The 17,674-nt window shown below is 51.8% G+C and carries 15 protein-coding genes; 3 read left to right on the top strand and 12 right to left on the bottom strand.

The genetic code is table 11. The features are described 5' to 3' along the window. Positions 1 to 92: 92 nt before the first annotated feature. Complete coding sequence (locus tag H7U36_RS06815) at positions 93 to 2,003, bottom strand: beta-N-acetylhexosaminidase (protein WP_205155888.1); 1,911 nt, start codon at positions 2,001 to 2,003, stop codon at positions 93 to 95. A gap of 138 nt (positions 2,004 to 2,141) precedes the next feature. On the opposite strand from H7U36_RS06815, the gene H7U36_RS06820 reads away from it, so the two are divergent. Beyond that, complete coding sequence (locus tag H7U36_RS06820; protein ID WP_205155889.1) at positions 2,142 to 3,062, top strand: glycoside hydrolase family 43 protein; 921 nt, start codon at positions 2,142 to 2,144, stop codon at positions 3,060 to 3,062. Between the two features lie 27 nt (positions 3,063 to 3,089). On the opposite strand, the gene H7U36_RS06825 is transcribed toward H7U36_RS06820, so the two are convergent. Further along, complete coding sequence (locus H7U36_RS06825; RefSeq protein WP_033125839.1) at positions 3,090 to 3,884, bottom strand: sulfite exporter TauE/SafE family protein; 795 nt, start codon at positions 3,882 to 3,884, stop codon at positions 3,090 to 3,092. Positions 3,885 to 4,101: 217 nt separating this feature from the next. Between H7U36_RS06825 and H7U36_RS06830 the strand changes: the two genes are divergently transcribed. Together H7U36_RS06830 and H7U36_RS06835 are read left to right on the top strand one after the other, a co-directional pair. Further along, the gene (locus H7U36_RS06830) at positions 4,102 to 5,562 is read left to right on the top strand and encodes an arylsulfatase (protein WP_033125820.1); all 1,461 of its coding nucleotides are present in this window, start codon (positions 4,102 to 4,104) and stop codon (positions 5,560 to 5,562) included. Positions 5,563 to 5,578: 16 nt separating this feature from the next. Then, a complete protein-coding gene (locus tag H7U36_RS06835) occupies positions 5,579 to 6,436 on the top strand; it encodes an AraC family transcriptional regulator (RefSeq protein ID WP_138303373.1) in 858 nt (285 codons plus the stop codon). Here H7U36_RS06835 and H7U36_RS06840 read toward each other — a convergent pair. From H7U36_RS06840 to H7U36_RS06885, 10 genes are all read right to left on the bottom strand, one after another. Beyond that, positions 6,433 to 7,560 carry a radical SAM/SPASM domain-containing protein gene (locus H7U36_RS06840; RefSeq protein WP_138303374.1) on the bottom strand — a complete coding sequence of 376 codons (1,128 nt, stop codon included), beginning with the start codon at positions 7,558 to 7,560 and terminating at the stop codon, positions 6,433 to 6,435. The two genes, H7U36_RS06835 and H7U36_RS06840, sit on opposite strands and share 4 nt — an antisense overlap. Positions 7,561 to 7,598: 38 nt before the next feature. Beyond that, entirely contained in the window at positions 7,599 to 9,761 is a 2,163-nt protein-coding gene (gene gnpA, locus H7U36_RS06845) for a 1,3-beta-galactosyl-N-acetylhexosamine phosphorylase (RefSeq protein WP_205155890.1), read from the bottom strand. A gap of 183 nt (positions 9,762 to 9,944) precedes the next feature. Further along, entirely contained in the window at positions 9,945 to 10,445 is a 501-nt protein-coding gene (locus tag H7U36_RS06850; protein WP_205155891.1) for a hypothetical protein, read from the bottom strand. A 61-nt stretch (positions 10,446 to 10,506) separates the two neighbouring features. Beyond that, positions 10,507 to 11,298, bottom strand: coding sequence for a hypothetical protein (locus H7U36_RS06855; RefSeq protein ID WP_205155892.1), 792 nt, complete (start codon positions 11,296 to 11,298; stop codon positions 10,507 to 10,509). An 11-nt stretch (positions 11,299 to 11,309) separates the two neighbouring features. Then, entirely contained in the window at positions 11,310 to 11,786 is a 477-nt protein-coding gene (locus H7U36_RS06860) for a hypothetical protein (protein WP_205155893.1), read from the bottom strand. 2 nt (positions 11,787 to 11,788) lie between these two features. Continuing rightward, the gene (locus H7U36_RS06865; protein ID WP_205155894.1) at positions 11,789 to 13,393 is read right to left on the bottom strand and encodes a hypothetical protein; all 1,605 of its coding nucleotides are present in this window, start codon (positions 13,391 to 13,393) and stop codon (positions 11,789 to 11,791) included. A gap of 88 nt (positions 13,394 to 13,481) precedes the next feature. Further along, on the bottom strand, positions 13,482 to 15,053 hold the full coding sequence (locus H7U36_RS06870) for an AAA family ATPase (RefSeq protein WP_205155895.1): 1,572 nt from the start codon (positions 15,051 to 15,053) through the stop codon (positions 13,482 to 13,484). A gap of 15 nt (positions 15,054 to 15,068) precedes the next feature. Then, on the bottom strand, positions 15,069 to 15,518 hold the full coding sequence (locus tag H7U36_RS06875; protein ID WP_205155896.1) for a hypothetical protein: 450 nt from the start codon (positions 15,516 to 15,518) through the stop codon (positions 15,069 to 15,071). Continuing rightward, complete coding sequence (locus H7U36_RS06880) at positions 15,515 to 15,913, bottom strand: zinc ribbon domain-containing protein (RefSeq protein WP_205155897.1); 399 nt, start codon at positions 15,911 to 15,913, stop codon at positions 15,515 to 15,517. Before H7U36_RS06880 ends, H7U36_RS06875 begins: the two co-directional genes overlap by 4 nt. A 16-nt stretch (positions 15,914 to 15,929) precedes the next feature. After that, a complete protein-coding gene (locus tag H7U36_RS06885; RefSeq protein ID WP_205155898.1) occupies positions 15,930 to 17,660 on the bottom strand; it encodes a hypothetical protein in 1,731 nt (576 codons plus the stop codon). Between the last annotated feature and the right edge of the window lie 14 nt (positions 17,661 to 17,674).

The following is a 17,674-nucleotide window of genomic DNA, read 5'->3' on the forward strand; positions in this document are numbered from 1 at the left end:
TTTTGCTCCTTTTTTTATAGTTCTTGCTTTTTTTGTGCATTCTATTTACAAAAATAAATGTTTTTCGTCAACATTCACTACATTTTACACAATTACACGCCGCAGATGTTCGCCGCACTTACGATATTTTCCCACAAATTGCACTTTCCGGACGCATTTTTTCCCTCTTCATTGGTGAAATAAGGGAGTCTCTCCTCCTCAAGCTCCGGCAGGGATGGGATCTTTCCGTCCAGATAATCCAGGATACGCCTGCGGGCGGACTTCAGCCTGGTCTCCACGCCGGCCATGCGCACGTCCAGCACCTCATAGCCGTTGGGCTTGAACTCCTCCTGCCACATCTGCTCTCTCAGCGTGTGCATTTTCTGCACTTTCTTCCTGAGATCCGGCATCTCCTTGTCTGCGATCCTTGCCAGGGTGTCTCTGTCACCGGACAGGTAGGCGCTGCGGATCTTCACTCCCAGCTCGCACTTCCCGGCGTCGATGCTGGCCAGAAGTCTGTAATACCGGAACATTTTTTCCAGTTTACCCGCACGCTTCTGTGCCTTTTTCAACAGCTTTGCCGTCTCCGCGTAATACACATCCAGCCCCGTTCCCGCATACTGCCCGTCGAAGACGCCGGTCAGGGGATCCTGATAGAAGATCTGCTTGGAGGGGTTGGCGAATCCCTCATTGTACACGCCAGTTCCCGGTATATGGTCCAACCTGTCAAAGAGGAGCATATCCTGGTAGGACTCGCCGCAGAGCATCTTAAACCAGCTTTCCATCTCCTCCGGATCTGTGGACTCGCCGTAGGCACATCTGCTGTAGAAAGCTGCCATAGGAAGCCCGGCCCGCATGGGCGTCTCAGCCCCGTTGTCCAGCCAGAGGGTGCAGAAGCTGTCTGTCACGCCCGTGTCCTCCAGGCCGAGAAAAGCCTTCTTCGTGGCGTCCATGGCCTGGGCATAGTTGGGCGCAAGCCCGTTCCAGATCCAGGCTCCCCCGGCAAAGCACACCTGATCTGTCAGTTTTTTGTGGAGCGTAGCCATTCTTGTGTATCTGTCCTCATCATGTCCCTCATAGTCCCAGTATACAAGAGTGACTCTCCGGTCCGGCTTCTCGCTGTCCGGCCACTCATAGTCTGCAGGCACATTGTAATAGTCTCCGCCTCCCGGCGTCACAAAGAACATATCGCTCCAGATCATGGGCTCCAGGCCGTATTTTTCACAGATCTCCATCACCCTGTCCAGATGCCTGCGGATCAGCTCTCCCTGCTTCACTTCCCCGTGGATCCTCCGGTAGTTTCCGTAGCCCAGGTAGAACGCCTCGTCCATGCCCAGGTGGATCCTCTTTGATCGGTACATATCCTTGACAGAGGCCAGCATGGCATCGATCAGCCGGTAGGTCCTCTCCTCCTCAGCCAGCAGGATGTCCGCATCGTCCCTGTATTTTTCCATGGCCGGCCAACGCAGGGCTGTACGCAGGTGAGCCAGCGTCTGGATGCAGGGGATCATCTCAATGCCGAACTGCGCCGCGTAGGCATCGCACTCCCGGATCTCCTCCTTCGTATACCTGCCCCTGAGGGCGCCGAAGCAGGGATATCCCTCCACCTCGTAGGTGTCCTCCGTGTAGAGGAGCAGCCAGTTCAGTCCCATGAGAGCCGCCTGGCGGATCATCTCCTTGACCGCCTCCACCTTGAGGACGCCGTTTCTTGAGCAGTCAAACATAAGTCCTGTGTTCCCCTGCGTTCCTTTGTTCTCCTCTCTCCACTTCTCTTTCCCCGCATGTTCCAAGGCCTTTCCCAGCGCCCGGAAAGCCTCGGGGCGCGTATGCCAGGAAATATACACATCTCTCCCCGCCTTTGCGACGCTGTATCCCTTCTCGTCAGTTCTTGTAAAATGGATGCAGAGATCTCCCTCCATCCCGTCTTTTGCCGTCTCGTGTCCTCTCTCCTCCAGTATGTCGCGGATCGGCTGTATCTGCAGACCTCCTGTGCGGTCCTCGGTTCCTCTGATCTTAATTCTCATAGTCTTCTCCTTTTCTTTTCACTTGCTTTTGCAGTGCAAGTATATTAAGATGATGGGGCAAAGGGCCTTGCCCTGTGACTAATGTTTTATCATGGTTTATATACGAATTCAACACAAAAAAAGCAAAGGAGATCTGCAATGAACAAAAACGGCTCTACATGGTACGACACAAACGGAGAACTGATCCAGGCCCACGGCGGCATGATTCTGGAGCACGAAGGGATGTACTACTGGTACGGCGAAAACAAGAACGGCTCCACATCCATCGCACCCTCAGGCGATATCCGGGTGGATTTTATCGGCATTTCCTGCTACTCCTCGCCGGACTGCATGAACTGGACATACGAGGGGCTGGCCCTGGAAGCCTCCGGCGAACCGGGACACGACCTCTACAAAGACAGAGTGGGGGAGCGCCCCAAAGTTCTGTACAATAAAAAGACCGGCAAATTTGTCATGTGGTTCCATCTGGACTCTGCCGACTACACAGACGCCAGAGCCGGCATCGCCGTCTCTGACACTCCCACCGGGCCCTTCCGCTATGTCCGCGGGATCCGTCCCAACCGCTCAGACTGCCGGGATATGACTCTCTTCTGCGACCGGGACGGGAAGGCCTACCTGATCCACAGTTCCGACTGGAACAAGACCCTGCGCATCTCCAGGCTCACAGATGACTATCTGGATGTGGACGGCGTGTACGGAAAAGCTTTTGTCGAGCAGGAGCGGGAGGCTCCGGCCCTTTTTGAGAAAGACGGCGTATACTACATGATCACCTCCGGCTGTACAGGCTGGGATCCAAACAACGCCCTCTTCGCCACATCCCCCACGGTCCTGTCCGGCTGGAAACTGATCGACAATCCCTGCGTGGGCGAGCATGCCCGCCAGACTTTCTTCGGACAGAGCACCTACATTTTCGAGAAAGACGGTGCGCACTATCTTATGCTGGATCACTGGAAACCCGAGAACCTGAAGGAATCCGGCTACAGTATCCTCCCCATTCAGATCCAGGACGGTCTGCTGACCATCCCCTTCCAGGAATACACAGATCTGTCCAAAAAATAGAGCAGAATTTATAAAAGGAGTGGCTGCCTAGAAGGCAGCCACTCCAAATTTTATCGCATTGTAGATATTGATTACAACGATCACCGCCATGAGAAAGATAAAGAGCCTGTCCACACCTTTCTCGCTGATCTTCTTGTTGATCCTGCTCCCGATGGTTCCTCCCAGGACGCCTCCTATGATCATGAAGACCAGGTAGACCAGCTCCACATCCGGGATCGTCCCTGTCACACAGGTCTGCACAAAGCTGGTAATCTGTGAGAACAGGATGATGTAGAGGGAAGAAAGAGCCGCCTCCTTGGTGGACATAGAAAAGAAGTACCCGAGCACCACCAGATTGATGGGACCTCCCCCGATCCCCAGGAAGCTGGACATGATCCCCAGCACAAGGCCGATCAGCACACAGAGCCAGATCTGGCGGCAGTGTTTTGTGCGGATCTTCTCCTTGCAGATCGTGTAGACCAGCGTGCCCAGCGTGATCACGATGAGGACCAGCGCCTGGGTCATGCCCACAAGGTTTTCATCCCCCACTGCGTTTTTCAGGCTCTGGAACATAGCCTTCCCGGCCACACCGCCGGCCGCCGCTCCCACAGCCAGGGCCGTAGAGATCCCCACATCCATCTTCGCCGTCCCGGCCCGCAGATTTTTCCAGACAGACACAAGGGACATGGCAAGCACTGTGCACCCCGACAGAAAGCTGATGCTGCTCACCCCCATGATCCCTGTGGCATCCAGCACCGGCTTAATAATAACGCCCCCTCCGATCCCGCAGATGGACCCTGCCGTGCAGGACAGGATGCTGACTGCAAAAAATATAAATACCATACCCATTTTCTTTTCTCCCTTCTATTCTGTCTTTTGATAATCTCCTCAGAATGCGGCGTACGCCGCACATTGTCCCTACATTATACTCTGTTTTTCTCTTTTCAGCCACAGAAAATCTCTCCCGCATTCGCCCCACCCGCTTGCTTTTCCCCCGGGAATGTATTATGGTAGATATAATTTCCCATAAGATTTGTATTTGCGAGATGAAGGAGAGATTATGAGACAACCAAATATTATTTTACTTATGACAGACCAGCTCCGCGGCGATGCTCTGGGCTATGCGGGACACCCGGACGTAAAGACTCCCTACCTGGACACCCTGGCCTCCCGGGGCGTTGCCTTTGACCGGGCCTACAGCGCCTGCCCAAGCTGCATCGCCGCCCGCGCCGCCCTCCACACCGGCATGGAACAGAGCCACCACGGGCGTGTGGGATACGAGGACAGCATCCCCTGGCGGTATGAGCACACCCTGGCAGGCGAGCTCACAAAGGCCGGCTACTACACCCAGTGTGTGGGAAAGATGCATGTCCATCCCCTGCGCAACTATCTGGGCTTCAACAATGTCGATCTCCACGACGGCTACCTCCATGCGGCCAGGTACGGAAACGTGCCATACCGGGAGTCACAGCTTGTGGCGGACGACTATTTCTACTGGCTGAAAAAGGAGCTGGGCGCCGATGCCGATGTGACGGACACAGGCATTGACTGCAACAGCTGGGTGGCGCGCCCCTGGACCCACGAGGAAAAGTACCACCCCACCAACTGGGTGACAGACCGGTGTCTGGATTTTCTCCGCAGGAGAGATCCGGACCAGCCCTTCTTCCTGATGGCCTCCTACCTGCGGCCCCACCCGCCTTTTGATGCCCCCCAGTACTATTTCGACCTGTACCGGGACAAGGATCTGCGTCCGCCTTTTGTGGGCACCTGGGAGAGCGATGAGTATCTCCGCCGGGAAGGGCGTATCTTTGACTCCAAGACTGGCCCGGCTGACAAAGAGCTGATCCGCCAGGCACAGATCGGCTACTACGCCTGCATCACCCACCTGGACCACCAGATCGGCAGGCTCATCATGGCTCTTGTGGAGCAGGAAGTGTATGATGACACCATCATCCTCTTCACCTCAGACCACGGGGAAGAGCTCTGCGACCACCACATGTTCCGGAAATCCCGCCCCTACGAGGGAAGCTGCCGTGTTCCCTTCTTTGTCTGGGCCGGCAAAAATGTCCATCTGGATCTTAAGCCTTCCAGCGTGTGCCACGGCGTGGTGGAACTCAGGGACGTGATGCCCACCCTCCTTTCTGCGGCAGGGGCCGATATCCCGGACTCCGTGGACGGCAAAGATCTTCTGCCCCTCCTGTCCGATCCCTCCGGGTCCGTACGGCCATGGCTTCACGGAGAGCACTCCTACGGAGATTTCTCCAACCACTGGATCGTCACGGAGACTGACAAGTACATCTGGCACTCCGCCACAGGCCGGGAACAGTATTTTAACCTGAGGGAAGATCCCCATGAACTGACGGATCTGATAAACGAAAGCACAGCAAAAGAAAGGATTTCCTTTCTCCGATCCTGCCTGATCGAGTCCCTGAAAGACCGGCCTGAAGGATTTACAGACGGAAAAGTCCTGATTCCCGGCAGGCCCTATCCGGAGACAATGGAGCACACCCGAAACATCTGAGCAGAGGAGAGGACCTATGAGTCACAGACAATACGCTATCAAGCCCACAAACATTGACAAGCTGAATGCCCGTCTTCTGTCCGTTTCTCTGTCCAAGGACGAAAAGGACTGGCAGAGCGTTTTCCACACACATCATTTCACCGAGCTTTTCTTCGTGGTAAACGGGGAGGGGAACTTCCTCTTCCACGACGAAAAGTATCATATCCGAACGGGGGACCTGGTCATCATCCCCCCATACATGGAACACACGGAACAGTCTATCAAGGGCACTCCACTGGAGTACTATGTCATCGGAGTGGAGGGCATCTCCTTCCAGCCGGCAAACAAAAAAACCTGCGTACAGGTCTTCTGTAATTTCAGCAATAAGTCTCTGATCGCAGACCTCTTTGCGCAGATGCTCTACGAGGTGAGGAATCCCTCCTACGGTTCTGACAAGATCTGCCAGGATCTGCTGGAGATCCTGATCCTGCGCATCGTCCGCTATCAGCACGTGATCCCGGTGCCCATCACCTCCACCTACATGACAAAGGAGTGCGCCCGGATCAAAGAGTATCTGGACATCAACTACTCAGATCCCATCACGCTGGACACGCTGACAGAGCTGACCCACATGAACAAGTACTACATGGCTCACTCTTTCGCCAAGTACACCGGCCAGTCACCCATCCAGTACCTGAACCAGCGGCGGATGGAAGCTGCCTGCACACTGCTGAAGGACACGGACCACTCCATCTCTTCCATATCGTCTACGGTGGGCTTTTCTTCTCAGTCCTACTTTACCCAGGCTTTCCGCAAAAAGTACGGCATGACGCCCATCAAGTACCGGCAGCAGCACGCCGACGGCAGCCGTTCAAACGCAGGAGGGGGCATCTAAACAAGATGCCCCGCCATGTACTCCAGCCGTCCTATGGATTCCGCAAAGAACTTCTGGTACGTCTCACAGTAATAATTTCTCATCTTGCCCTCTTCCGGGAAGCAGTCCCTGCGGCAGCCGCCCCGGCACAGAGGATACCATCTGCAGGCCCGGCATCTGTCGTCCCGCCTGTCCGCCTCCTTGAAAAAAGGATGTCTCTTACTCCCGGCCTCTTCCGCCGCTATCTTCTGCAGTTTCACAAAGTCCGTATCCGGATCTTTCAGATTTCCCATCTGCCACGCGTCCAGCGCGTAAAAGTCACAGGGATAGACGGTCCCGTCGCTCTCCACCACGTTCTGCATGCTGCATCTGCCGTACATGCTGCAGGCCTCCGGCTGTCCGCCCCGGAGCATGGCCACATAGTTTTCAAACTGCCGGATGTACACCGGACGCCCCGCCATCCTGTCCTGACACCATAGGTCAAAGAGGGTCCCCAGAGCCTCCCCGTACATTGTGGGGGTCAGGGAGAAGGACGCCTCACCCCGCACTGTGCCCAGGGGATCCAGGCAGGGGATGTACTGCTGATGGTCAAAGCCCTTCCGCATGAAAAACCGGTAGATGGCTCCGATCCGGGGGGCTGTCTGGGCATTCAGCACGCAGAGCACATGGAAGGGGATCCCCAGTTCACGCATACGCTCCGCGCAGGCAAAAACCCTGGAAAAGGTTCCCTCTCCCGCCCGGTCCTTCCTGTTCTCGTCATGGGTCTTCCGGACACCGTCCAGGGAAAGTCCCACAAGGAAATTTTTTTCTTTCAAAAACTCAAACCATCTCTCATCCAGCCTGTTCCCGTTTGTCTGTATGGTGTACACCGCCTCCTGATCCGGCCTTTTTCTCTCCTCCACATATGCTGTAAAGTCTTCAAAAAAGGACAGACCTGCGAGTGTCGGCTCTCCCCCCTGAAAGCCGAACACGCAGGTCTGCGATGCCGCCAGTGCCTTGTCCACAACCGCGCGCATGGTCTCCCGGCTCATTTTCCCATGATCGCCCACAGCGCGGTTTGCTGCCTCATCCTTGTAAAAGCAGTAAGTGCAGTCCAGGTCACAGGCAGAGGAGACTGGCTTGATGAGAAGCTGAAGCTCTCTCATCTTTGTTTCTCCTTTATATCTTTTTCATCTTTTTCTTTTTAAATCTCGTACCAGTAGATACCGTTTGCCTCCAGGTCAAGGTCAAAACTTGTGCCGTCTCCCTTGTACACAGTCGTGCTCTGGGGCTCGTAGGTATTGTTTACAACGCAGTACTTTCCGTTCTTCACATAGGCATGCACTTCCACATTGTAGTTGGTGCTGAACCATTTGTGCAGCTCGCCCTCATCGTGGGATGCCCACAGGATGGAGCGGTACAGGAGACGGCTGTTCTCAAAGCTGTAGGGAAGTCCGCTGATGTAGACGCTGCGTCCCTTGCCAAAGTCATTGACAGCCAGCTGTACTTCTTTGTCATTCTGTTTCAGGATCGTAGTTCCCTCGTAAGCGTAAATATTTTTCTTTCCTTCACCGAAATCGATGTCGCCTTTGCAGTCCTCTGTGATGAAATGCTCGTGCTCATCCCAGTTATATTTGTCCACATTCAGAGTAAAGCCATTCTCTTCCTCCACGCCCATGACTGTGGCCAGCTGGAAGAAATGTCCTTCATGCTGGTGCGCTGCCGGCTCGCCGACACCGATGAAACCGCCGCCGTTGTAAATAAATTTCTTTACAGCAGTGATGATCTTCTCGTCTGTCCAGTTCTCTCCTCCGGTGTAGGCTGTATCTGCATCGCCCACGTTCAGGATCACGTCAATGTCATCCAGTATCTCCGGGTTGCTGCGGATATCGTCAAAGCTGATCCACTTCACATCGAACGGCGCTCCGCTGAGGGCCTCGATGATGCCTGCGTAGGAGTAGTTCTGCTTATAGTAGATGGCGTGGTGCACCATGTGGTTGCCCCATGCTCTCATTTTACCCCAGCAGTTCAGGACCGCCACTTTCTTCACGCAGTAGGGAGTGGTTCCCTTAATGTTGTCGTACAGTGTGCGGAACTCCTGGCACACGCTCTCCACATAGTCGATAAAATCCGGGAACTGCATAGCCAGCTTCAGGTATCCGCCGTAGCCGATCCGGTCAATGGGCTTTCTTAAGATGGCGCGCCTTGCCGTCACCCAGTTGATCTTGGCCTCCTTCACCGGGTCTCCGCCCTCGTGGAAGGTATCCGGGAAGAAGTAGGGGAGAAGTCTGCCTTCTGTGTACTTCACGCCCTCGATGTCGCTGATCAGGCGCAGGGTGGCTCCGTTTCCGACGCTTCCCACAACCGCGTCAAGACCTACCTTCTTGAACTCGTCCATGAAGGGTTCCATGCCGATCCAGTGGTCGCCCAGGAACATCATGGCCTCCTTGCCGCACTCGTGGGTGATGTCCACCATCTCCTTGGCCAGCTTTGTCACCTCTCTCCTCTGAAAATCCTGGAAATCCCGGAATTCCTTGGAGGGGATGCGGTAGGTGTTGTTCATGTAGCCCTGGTCAATGATGTATTCGGGGCGGAACTTGTAGCCCACCTCTTTCTCAAACTGCTCCAGGATGTAGGGGCTCACGGATGCGGAGTACCCGTACCAGTCCACGTATTTCTCCCGGGCCAGCTCGTCAAAGATCAGCGTGAACTGGTGGAAGAATGTGGTGTAGCGGATCACGTCCACATGGGGGTTATCCGCGATAAATTTGCGCAGACGCTCCATGGAGTAAGCTCTTGTCTTGGGCTGGCGCACATCAAAGGTGATCTGCTTCTCGAAATTGGTCCAGCCGTTTGTCACTGCGTTGTACATGTGAACCGGATCCCACATGATGTAGGCCAGGAAGCTGACCGTGTAGTCGTGGAAGGCAGCCGCGTCGTGGATGGTCACATCGCCCGCCTCCCCGTCATAGCTCCACTTCTCCACCGGCACTACCTCTCCCGTTGTGCGGTCAATGACCTCCCACCATCTGGTAATGTCATCGTGGTCATTCACTTTCAGCATATCCGGGTAGAGATGGTTCATCAGATGGATGGAAAGCTCGCTCTCCACCGCTGTGTAGAACGGTGTCATGATATACATCTGCTGGATCTCATCCGGATTGGCCTTGGCCCACGCATTGTCCTTTCTTGTTGTGTAATATGTGGAGTAAACCTTCGCGTCCACGTTCTTCAGCTCTTCCGGATAATCCGTCCCGTCACAGTCACGGATAGCATCGGCTCCCCAGCGCTCTACCAGTTCCAGTGTCTCCGGTACAACATCAACGTCTGTAGGTATCGTAACTCTTCCTTTTGTCTGCTCCTTCACTTTTTTCTCCTTTCTTTTTCACAAAATGCTGTTTTACAGTTTCTTTTCCCTGCACATGGTTTGTACATTTTACTTAAAACAAGCATAGGCGAAAAGATGAAATCCGTCAATTTGCATATTGCTTACATTTTTAGAATTCTTGCTTTGATTTGGTGAGAGAAGGCATTGTTACTAAAATCGCAATCAGCAGGGAATAACGGACACGGCACCGTTTGAGCTCACCGCCCTGCAACAGTCTACATAGACTTCAATAAAATCATAGCCGCCTCTCATAGCAATACCCCGGGCCTTCTCCAGACCTCCCGGCAGAGTCTGCCCTGACTTGTAGTGCTCGATGATCCCCTGGGTAATGTCCAACGTATGCACTTCGTACGGCTTGCCCAAATAACAGATAGCGACACACCCCAGAAGAATTCCTGAAATCTCTACATCCGGAAACTCATTTCTGATAGCATCGATAATCTCATTCACCTTGCTCTGGTTATGTACATGTCCTCCCGCATCCAGCCTGTGCATAGCATCCATATAGGCCCTGGATCTGGGCTTTCTTAGAAGACGGTCCAGCTTCATCTTGTCCAGTTGCTGCGCCTGCTGTTTCTGCTGCATATTCTCCTGCGAAACAGCACTTAAAATATTGTCTGTCCGGACCTGTTGATCCAGCTTTCTAAGTATAGGTCTTGGCATCTTTACTTACCTCCTGTCCATTATATACATTAAATATCAAAGAAAACACTGACCTCATTTATTAAAAAACACTCTTCACAAGTATGAAAAGTCCGATCAGCATAATGATCACCGGCATAAATGCCGCAACAACAATAGATATCTGGGACAGTCCCGCAGAAACGTCAGGCATCCTCTCCTCCAGCACATACACACCGCCCACATAGACAAGAGCCTGGAAAAAGGCCGAGCGAAGACATCCTCCCAGCCGGCTCTGGGCAAATATAATCAAGGCTGCAGCTATTCCTACTGCGGCAGTGCTATTCTGCTTTATCACGCTCCACACCGCCAGAGGCACCGTTCCCACCGACACAAATGCGATCACCGCCCCCAGTATCCCTGTCAACAGCTGATAGGGCCCTGACTGCTTAACGACAAAATTCAAAATTACCAGCCCCACAATGGCCAGCACAACTGCCGTCAATATTTTCACTGCAAGCTGTCCTGCCGCGTCACCGCTGTTGGGATGGAGAAGCCCCAGCATATTAATGATTGCAGCAAGAAATACCGTGTCAAGAAATGCAGCAGCAGCCTCCATAGGAGCCTGTTGAAATAGATTTCTCATGGTCCCGTAATCTGCCAACTGGCTGAAGAAAGGAATATTCAAACTATTGTTGATCGCCCCAAAGGCTTCCCCGAGGCCCGCAAAAGAACCGCAGCTTATAAGAAGGAGGGCGAATACCACCATTAAAGCCATGGCGGAAGCTATGCCTGCATCCCAGCTCTTTGTACCGGCAGTCGCCGCCTGTCCCAGCAGACCCGCCGCAATCATACAGCATCCGATCAAAAAGAATATAACAATTAATGTGTACACGTTTCTTCCTCCTATACGCTCAGTTCGAAATAAAAACGCTGATATTCCCGCGGAATATTGGCAGTGATCTTCGCCAGATATCTATCGTACTTCTGCCGTTCCAGCGTTCCCGTATCAATAAGCGTTTCTCTCACTTCGTCCAAAAGAGCGAAAGCCTTTTCATAGTATTCTCTGGATGTATCGTAGACTCCGTCTGCTCTGATACTGTACTTCTTCCGATAGGACGCATCCGAAAATTCTTTCTCCTTGCAGGAATTTTCTCCGGTAAGTTCCCCGGTACATATATCAGCAGCTACCCAAAACTGCGGTCGGGCCGCCTCTCCCAGTCGAATATCTTCTCTGGAATAGAAAAAAACAAAAGCAGCAAGACAATATTTCCCATCCTCCAGACGGATTACTGGCTGGGATGTACTGTGGGGAATCTTTATCCCTCCCAGCGCCTCTCTTTGGATGTAGCTGTTGACATCTGCTGTTTTTACAAAATCCATATTCATCTCTCCTTCCGGTTCCTTACCAGTATCACAGTAGGATCTTCCACCTTGTAATTTTCATCTCCCAAATACATTTTTTCAAACTTTTTCTTATCCACATAGTCCACTCCGCCGCCTGAGTCTGCAATCCGGAAGCCCTCTAATCCTCCCCCCGTATAGACAGGGCTGTCCACCATAATCCAGTGGTCAGAATAACCCGATGACTGGAAAAGCCCTGAACAGGACACATCTCCTCTCTCATCCCAAAGGATCGCTGAATCCACGCCAACAATCGCCACCGTATCCGAGGCACTCACTTTCTCTGCCAGTTCCTCTACCTTCGGTGCGTTTTCGTACTCATATACTTCTGCAGCAATATCCTCACCTGGCTCCTTCACCTCATCAATGAGCCGAACGACTTCTTTTGTCCCCGTGCCCCCGGCTAACTCAAGCTGACCACTTTTTACGCACAAATTCTTTTCAACGGCCACTGTAACAGCCTCGTTCTCTGTATAGCGTCTGGACTCTGTCACCCGGTTCAGAGAGTTTGCGACTGACGTCGGTCCACATGTCCCCTCATATCCGTAGATGTTATCTCCCTGCCGATAAGCGCAGTTTTCCAGATGCCCCAGCGGCTTTTCCAAACTTTTCCTCCGCACAGAGTCGTATTGTTTTCCAGTAACTTCCGAGATGCTGATATTGTTCTCATCCAGTCTGACGATAGAGTAATCCACCTTGCGGTACATATCTTCCATCTCTCTGTACCGGGCAGCCAGTCTCTGATGCTCAGGATCGAGAGCCGTGTCATAGCGTTCCCGATTGCTTTCCCTGATTCGGACATACATCTGATCCATCTCGCCTTCCATACCCAATCGGAGTGCTTCTTTCTCCTCGCAAAGGCGACCGATTAACTCTGTATTCTCCCTCTGAATGCTAGAAAGCTCTTCCTTGTCTGGCTGTTCCCGATAGAAAGCCTCCTCGTATCTGTTCTGAATCTCGTCTACCTGAGGAAACGTCTCCTTCGCCGCATATATGCCTTCCTCGCCGGCCCGTATCTGCTCGCTGCGCATGTCTGACACTCTCCGCTCCATCTCAAGCTGTCGTCTCAGCGCCTCCTGCTCCTTTTGCTCCAGAGACTCCCTGTTTATCCTGGCTTCATTATATTCTCGCAGAGAAGTATAATAGGCATCCGTACCCTTCTCACAGGATATAGTCCTGTCGAATTTCTCCTTCATAACCTTTTCTGCTTCCTGCCGTTCCTCTTTTAACACCGCCAACTCATTTCTGTGCTCCCAGGAATCACTGCTTAATTCTCTTAGAGAGCGAGCTTTCGAATCACTCTTCTTAATGCCTCCGGACATCTCTTCTGCTTCTTTAGACACTTCGCCTGTCTCCTGAAACTCCTTCTCCGGCATCTCCTTTCCGCAATCTGAAAAATCATCGACATTCTCCCTGAGTTCTCCTTCATCGGATTCACTCTCCTCTTTCACTTTCTCCAAAGCACAGTCTTCAAAATCTTCGACTGTCTCTTGCAGGTTCTCTGCAGTCTCGCTGACAGTCCCAGCTCTTGCCTTCTCACTGGTATCGTTCCATTCTTTTCCAGTCTCATAAAACCCAAATCCCATATTACTCTCCTGTTGCTTCCTCCGCAGCCCGTAAGCGCAGCAGGCACGAAAAAGCTCCTCCATACTTTTTCGCGCCTGTCCACTCCCTTTATACTAATACTTTTCTTGTCCTCGGACCACTCTTCTGCAGCAACTCCTCCCCACCGATAGGCTTGCCGGATGCAGGCACTGCGCGCTCTTTGCCCCACTCACGAATCGCCTCTATCTTTTCCGGGCTTGTCTGAGATAAGGGAACTACATTGTCAAATGCCGTTATGATGTTTTCCGCATTCATAACAAAATTTTCGTTCGCAATAGCACGATATGCCAAGTCTCTCACCGTAGATTCAAGATCCGCTCCCGTAAAGCCATCGCTAATCTCTACAATTTTATCCGCAAAAGGCCCGCTAAACTCAAGTCCCAAATACTTGCGCATATAGAGCGAAAGAATATCTCTCCTCTCATCGGCTGTGGGAAGATCCACAAAAAACAGCTCGTCAAACCTGCCTCTCCTTAAAAGCTCTGAAGGAAGCATAGATACATCATTGGCAGTTGCCACTACAAACACCTGTTTCCTGCATTCCTGCATCCAGAACAGGAACTGTCCCACCATCCTTGTGGATACACCTCCATCATTCGAGCTCCCAGCACCTGACAATCCCTTCTCAATCTCATCAATCCAAAGAATGCAGGGTGCCACATTCTCTGCTGTTGTCAAAGCATCCTTTAGCTGCTGCTCTGACTGTCCCACATAGCTTCCCTGAACAGTAGCAAAGTCAAGCCTATAGAGCGGAAGTTTCCAGTTGGCTGAGATGGACTTTGCTGAGAGGGATTTTCCACAGCCCGGCACGCCCACAAGGAGAATTCCCCTGGGAGGCTGAAGCCCCTTTGCACGCAGCTCATCTCTCTTTTCCGGCGTAAGGAGCTCCTTCTTCTCATCCAGCCATTTTCGCAGGCCCTCCAGGCCCCCCACGTCTTTCACATTATCATCTACTTCTATCTTTTCCAGTCCGGAGATATCCGAGAAAAGACGATCCTTTGCAAATCGAATCTCATCCAGATCTGATTTTCGGATACATTTGTTGGCAATAAGAGCGGCAATCACATTTTCTGCCTCTATCTTAGTCACTCCCGCCAGCATGGAAGCTGCCTCTCTGACATCCGTATTGTCCCACTCTATGGGAATCTCATTTCGATAATCATCAATATATTCTTTGATGATAGCATACATCTCGTCTTCGTCAGGAAGGTCTACCTTCAGCACCATCCCCTGTCTCTGGAGCTGGTTCCACACTGGATTATTTGTAAGCACGATCACCATACCGCCAGACTCGTTTGCCAGGTTAACGAGAGCCAGCATCTGCTTGGAATCTGCGTTATCCGTACTCAGATCCGGCACCTCTGTCAGCACCAGTGTAAGATACTGCTTACGCTTCATCTGTTCCGTCATAAAATCGATAGCCCCATATACGGATTTATCCTCATTCAACACCTTATCTGAAGCGATATCATAAACTCCTTTTGACAATGTATGTACATAAAAAGGCAGCGAAAGCTCTTCGGCTATCTCTTTCAGGATATCCAGTGTCCGTCCCCTCTCTATCGTATTGATCGCAATGAACGGAATTCTGGCGATCGAATATCGTCTAATCAAATTTTTTGTCTCTGCTGTGTTGCTCATCTGTAACCACCTCTCCTAAAATCCATTCACTCTGTGATTTCTCACGATACTGCCCATCTTGCCGCTGCGGTCTGACTTTGCAGAATCCTCCAGCGATTTCTGCATATTGTCGGCCTGGCTTCTCACAAGCTGCAGATAATGCTGCCGGTCCTTTTCCGGAAGCGCCGGCAGGTCGATGGCTTTTGTCAGAAAGGCCATTTCCTTTCTCAAAGCCAGAAGAGCCTGCACAATGGCCCTTTCCTGACCTTGAGATCTGCTCATATCCTTCTGAAATTTATCCGAGGCAGCATTCATCCTTACATTCACCGCATCAATAAGACGCTTGGCAAAACGCTCCGCTACGCCGGACTGCCACTCGATCGTCCCCTGCTTCATGACCGCAAGGACAGCTTCATCGTCTTCCTTATTTCTGAACATATCAAGAACGACTGCCCATTCCGCATATGTATGTGGTACCTGGATCATTTCTTTCTCTTCCTCCTCACCATTACCTGCGGCGGTTCTACGCTCCACTCAGGAAGCCCCTGGGCGAACACACTGACCGGCTCTTCATAATAAAAGCTGCCGACAGGATCAGCATTCTGCTCCGGTTGATGCACCGGCTGCGGCTCAGATACCGGCTGAGCTTTATCAATGCTCCTGAAAGGTATATTTTCTTCCTCCACCGGCTGCGGTGTCGGCACTGGCTGTGGATCAGGCACTGACATCGGTTGCGGATCGGGTGCCGGCTGTGCCAGCTTTGTTCCGCAGAATTTACAGAACTTCGCCCCTGCGTTATTCAGACCACCGCAGTTCTGGCAGGGTATATTGTTATCTTTTGCTACCGAATTAATGAAATTAGCTTTCGCTTTTGCATCCATCTTTACTTCCCTCCCTCTACTGTACCTTCACACGTCTGTTGGAGTCAGCTAACTTTCTCACGTACTGCTCCGGTGTGATCTGATCAAGAAAATCCATCACTTGCTGGCTCTGAGCGTCCTTTCTGTCAAATTCAGCCCGGAAATCCACAACCTCTGCCAGAAGTGCCCGAATAATCTGGGACCCGTTTGTCCTCTTCTGCTCAAACTGAGTCTCTATATTCTGCCTGCTCGTCTCAATCTTCTTTTTCTTTGAAAAGTGATTGAGGATAAGCCCAATACCCGCAACAATGGCAATAATTCCGAGGAACATACTCCCCGCCACGAGCATACCCAGACCAATGGCAGCAATCACGCCACCTCCGTAAAGACAGAACTGATCGAACTGGGTAAGTTTTAGCTGATCCAGGGCCGCTGTTTTTTCCTGGTCTACCAGAGAGTTAAATTTCCCGAGCAGCTCCTGTTCATTCTGTCCATCCGTTGTTTTATCATTAAATGTATCTACATTAACCTCAATTTCATTTGGAATTTTCATCCTGTTCTGAGCAGTTACGTCACTATAAGCGTTAGTGATCCACTCTTTCGAGAGCGCAATAGCAAATTTCTGAGTAGAAGCGCTTGCGTGGGATGACTCCGGCTTCATGGCAGCATCTGTCAGAAGCTGCGTGAAATCCTTGTGAGTCTCAAAAGCCGTTTGTTCCACAGCCATATTCTGACGTGCTCTGTCTTCATCCCCCTCAAAATCTACTACAAACTGTTCAAATTTTTCCTCTTTTCTAAGCGGAAGCTCTTCATCATCAAAATCAGTCACCAAGCTGTCCAAAATGTCGTCCAACTGCTCCTTCAGCGAGTCCGTGGATACCTCCTGTTCAAAGATGGATGTAAAGTAACTGAGTATCTCCGCATGAAGATTGGCTCCCTCCATAATATCCTCAAGGACAGGCCAGGTTTTGCTGTATTTTTTCAGATAGGTATAAGAAGTATCTTCCAGAGGCTTCCTCTTAAGATTAATCGCCTCTGACCACTGTACAGTCTGCTTTTCCACAAATCCCGGCTTTGCGGACAGATGATCCAGCCACTCGTCCATCTGACGGGAGACAACTCCCTCTGAATCTGCCCCAAGAAGACCGCTTGCAAATGCATCGAGAATAATGATCGTCTTGCGGTCCAAGTTTTCCTCATCCTGGTTAGCCAGGTATCTCTGCGTCCACTTCAGGCTGGCGTTCTTTCTGTCCGCTCTTCTGCAGACAAGAGCAAAAAACAGGGACGTCTTCTCATCATTTCTTTTAATCCCCTCCCTCAATGCCTTATCCGCAAGCTCCGGCTGATCGTTGATCCAGGCCGCTAACGCTACCAGACAAGGGGCAAGCCAGTACCCCGGCGTAGAAATCATCAGCTCTTCCGTTGCGCTGCTGATGGTATCCTTTTTCACAATCCCCAGGTCATCGGCCTGGAGGATGCCTGTGGTCGTTCTTCTGACGAGATCATAGTGTCCATATTTTTTCTCCAGCTCCTGCCGGATCTTCACAAGCCTTACCTCTGCCTGACCAAGCCGGTTCGCTCTCACCTGGGCCGACACAAACGCATAAAAATCCTGGGCCAGTTTCCCAACCTCATCATAGACAACCTTTACGTTGTCATTAACGGTTCCTACACCTGAGTCAAGCACCTGAAGATCATTGTGCACAGCTCCCATAAAATTTTCGATCTTTCTTAGATCCGCCGGATGAATGGATGTTACTTCTGCCATTATAATCCCTCCTC

Origin of the sequence: Faecalicatena fissicatena, assembly GCF_016900595.1 — a bacterium.
In the GTDB taxonomy this organism is placed as follows: Bacteria; Bacillota; Clostridia; order Lachnospirales; family Lachnospiraceae; genus Claveliimonas; species Claveliimonas intestinigallinarum.

What these genes read in the sequence shown, in the direction of transcription:
- H7U36_RS06835 (WP_138303373.1), top strand. Translation starts at nt 5,579, where the DNA reads ATGAGTCACAGACAATACGCTATCAAGCCCACAAACATTGACAAGCTG.
- H7U36_RS06815 (WP_205155888.1), bottom strand. Translation starts at nt 2,003, where the DNA reads ATGAGAATTAAGATCAGAGGAACCGAGGACCGCACAGGAGGTCTGCAG.
- H7U36_RS06870 (WP_205155895.1), bottom strand. Translation starts at nt 15,053, where the DNA reads ATGAGCAACACAGCAGAGACAAAAAATTTGATTAGACGATATTCGATC.
- H7U36_RS06825 (WP_033125839.1), bottom strand. Translation starts at nt 3,884, where the DNA reads ATGGTATTTATATTTTTTGCAGTCAGCATCCTGTCCTGCACGGCAGGG.
- H7U36_RS06820 (WP_205155889.1), top strand. Translation starts at nt 2,142, where the DNA reads ATGAACAAAAACGGCTCTACATGGTACGACACAAACGGAGAACTGATC.
- H7U36_RS06830 (WP_033125820.1), top strand. Translation starts at nt 4,102, where the DNA reads ATGAGACAACCAAATATTATTTTACTTATGACAGACCAGCTCCGCGGC.
- H7U36_RS06875 (WP_205155896.1), bottom strand. Translation starts at nt 15,518, where the DNA reads ATGATCCAGGTACCACATACATATGCGGAATGGGCAGTCGTTCTTGAT.
- H7U36_RS06840 (WP_138303374.1), bottom strand. Translation starts at nt 7,560, where the DNA reads ATGAGAGAGCTTCAGCTTCTCATCAAGCCAGTCTCCTCTGCCTGTGAC.
- H7U36_RS06860 (WP_205155893.1), bottom strand. Translation starts at nt 11,786, where the DNA reads ATGGATTTTGTAAAAACAGCAGATGTCAACAGCTACATCCAAAGAGAG.
- H7U36_RS06885 (WP_205155898.1), bottom strand. Translation starts at nt 17,660, where the DNA reads ATGGCAGAAGTAACATCCATTCATCCGGCGGATCTAAGAAAGATCGAA.
- H7U36_RS06850 (WP_205155891.1), bottom strand. Translation starts at nt 10,445, where the DNA reads ATGCCAAGACCTATACTTAGAAAGCTGGATCAACAGGTCCGGACAGAC.
- H7U36_RS06880 (WP_205155897.1), bottom strand. Translation starts at nt 15,913, where the DNA reads ATGGATGCAAAAGCGAAAGCTAATTTCATTAATTCGGTAGCAAAAGAT.
- H7U36_RS06865 (WP_205155894.1), bottom strand. Translation starts at nt 13,393, where the DNA reads ATGGGATTTGGGTTTTATGAGACTGGAAAAGAATGGAACGATACCAGT.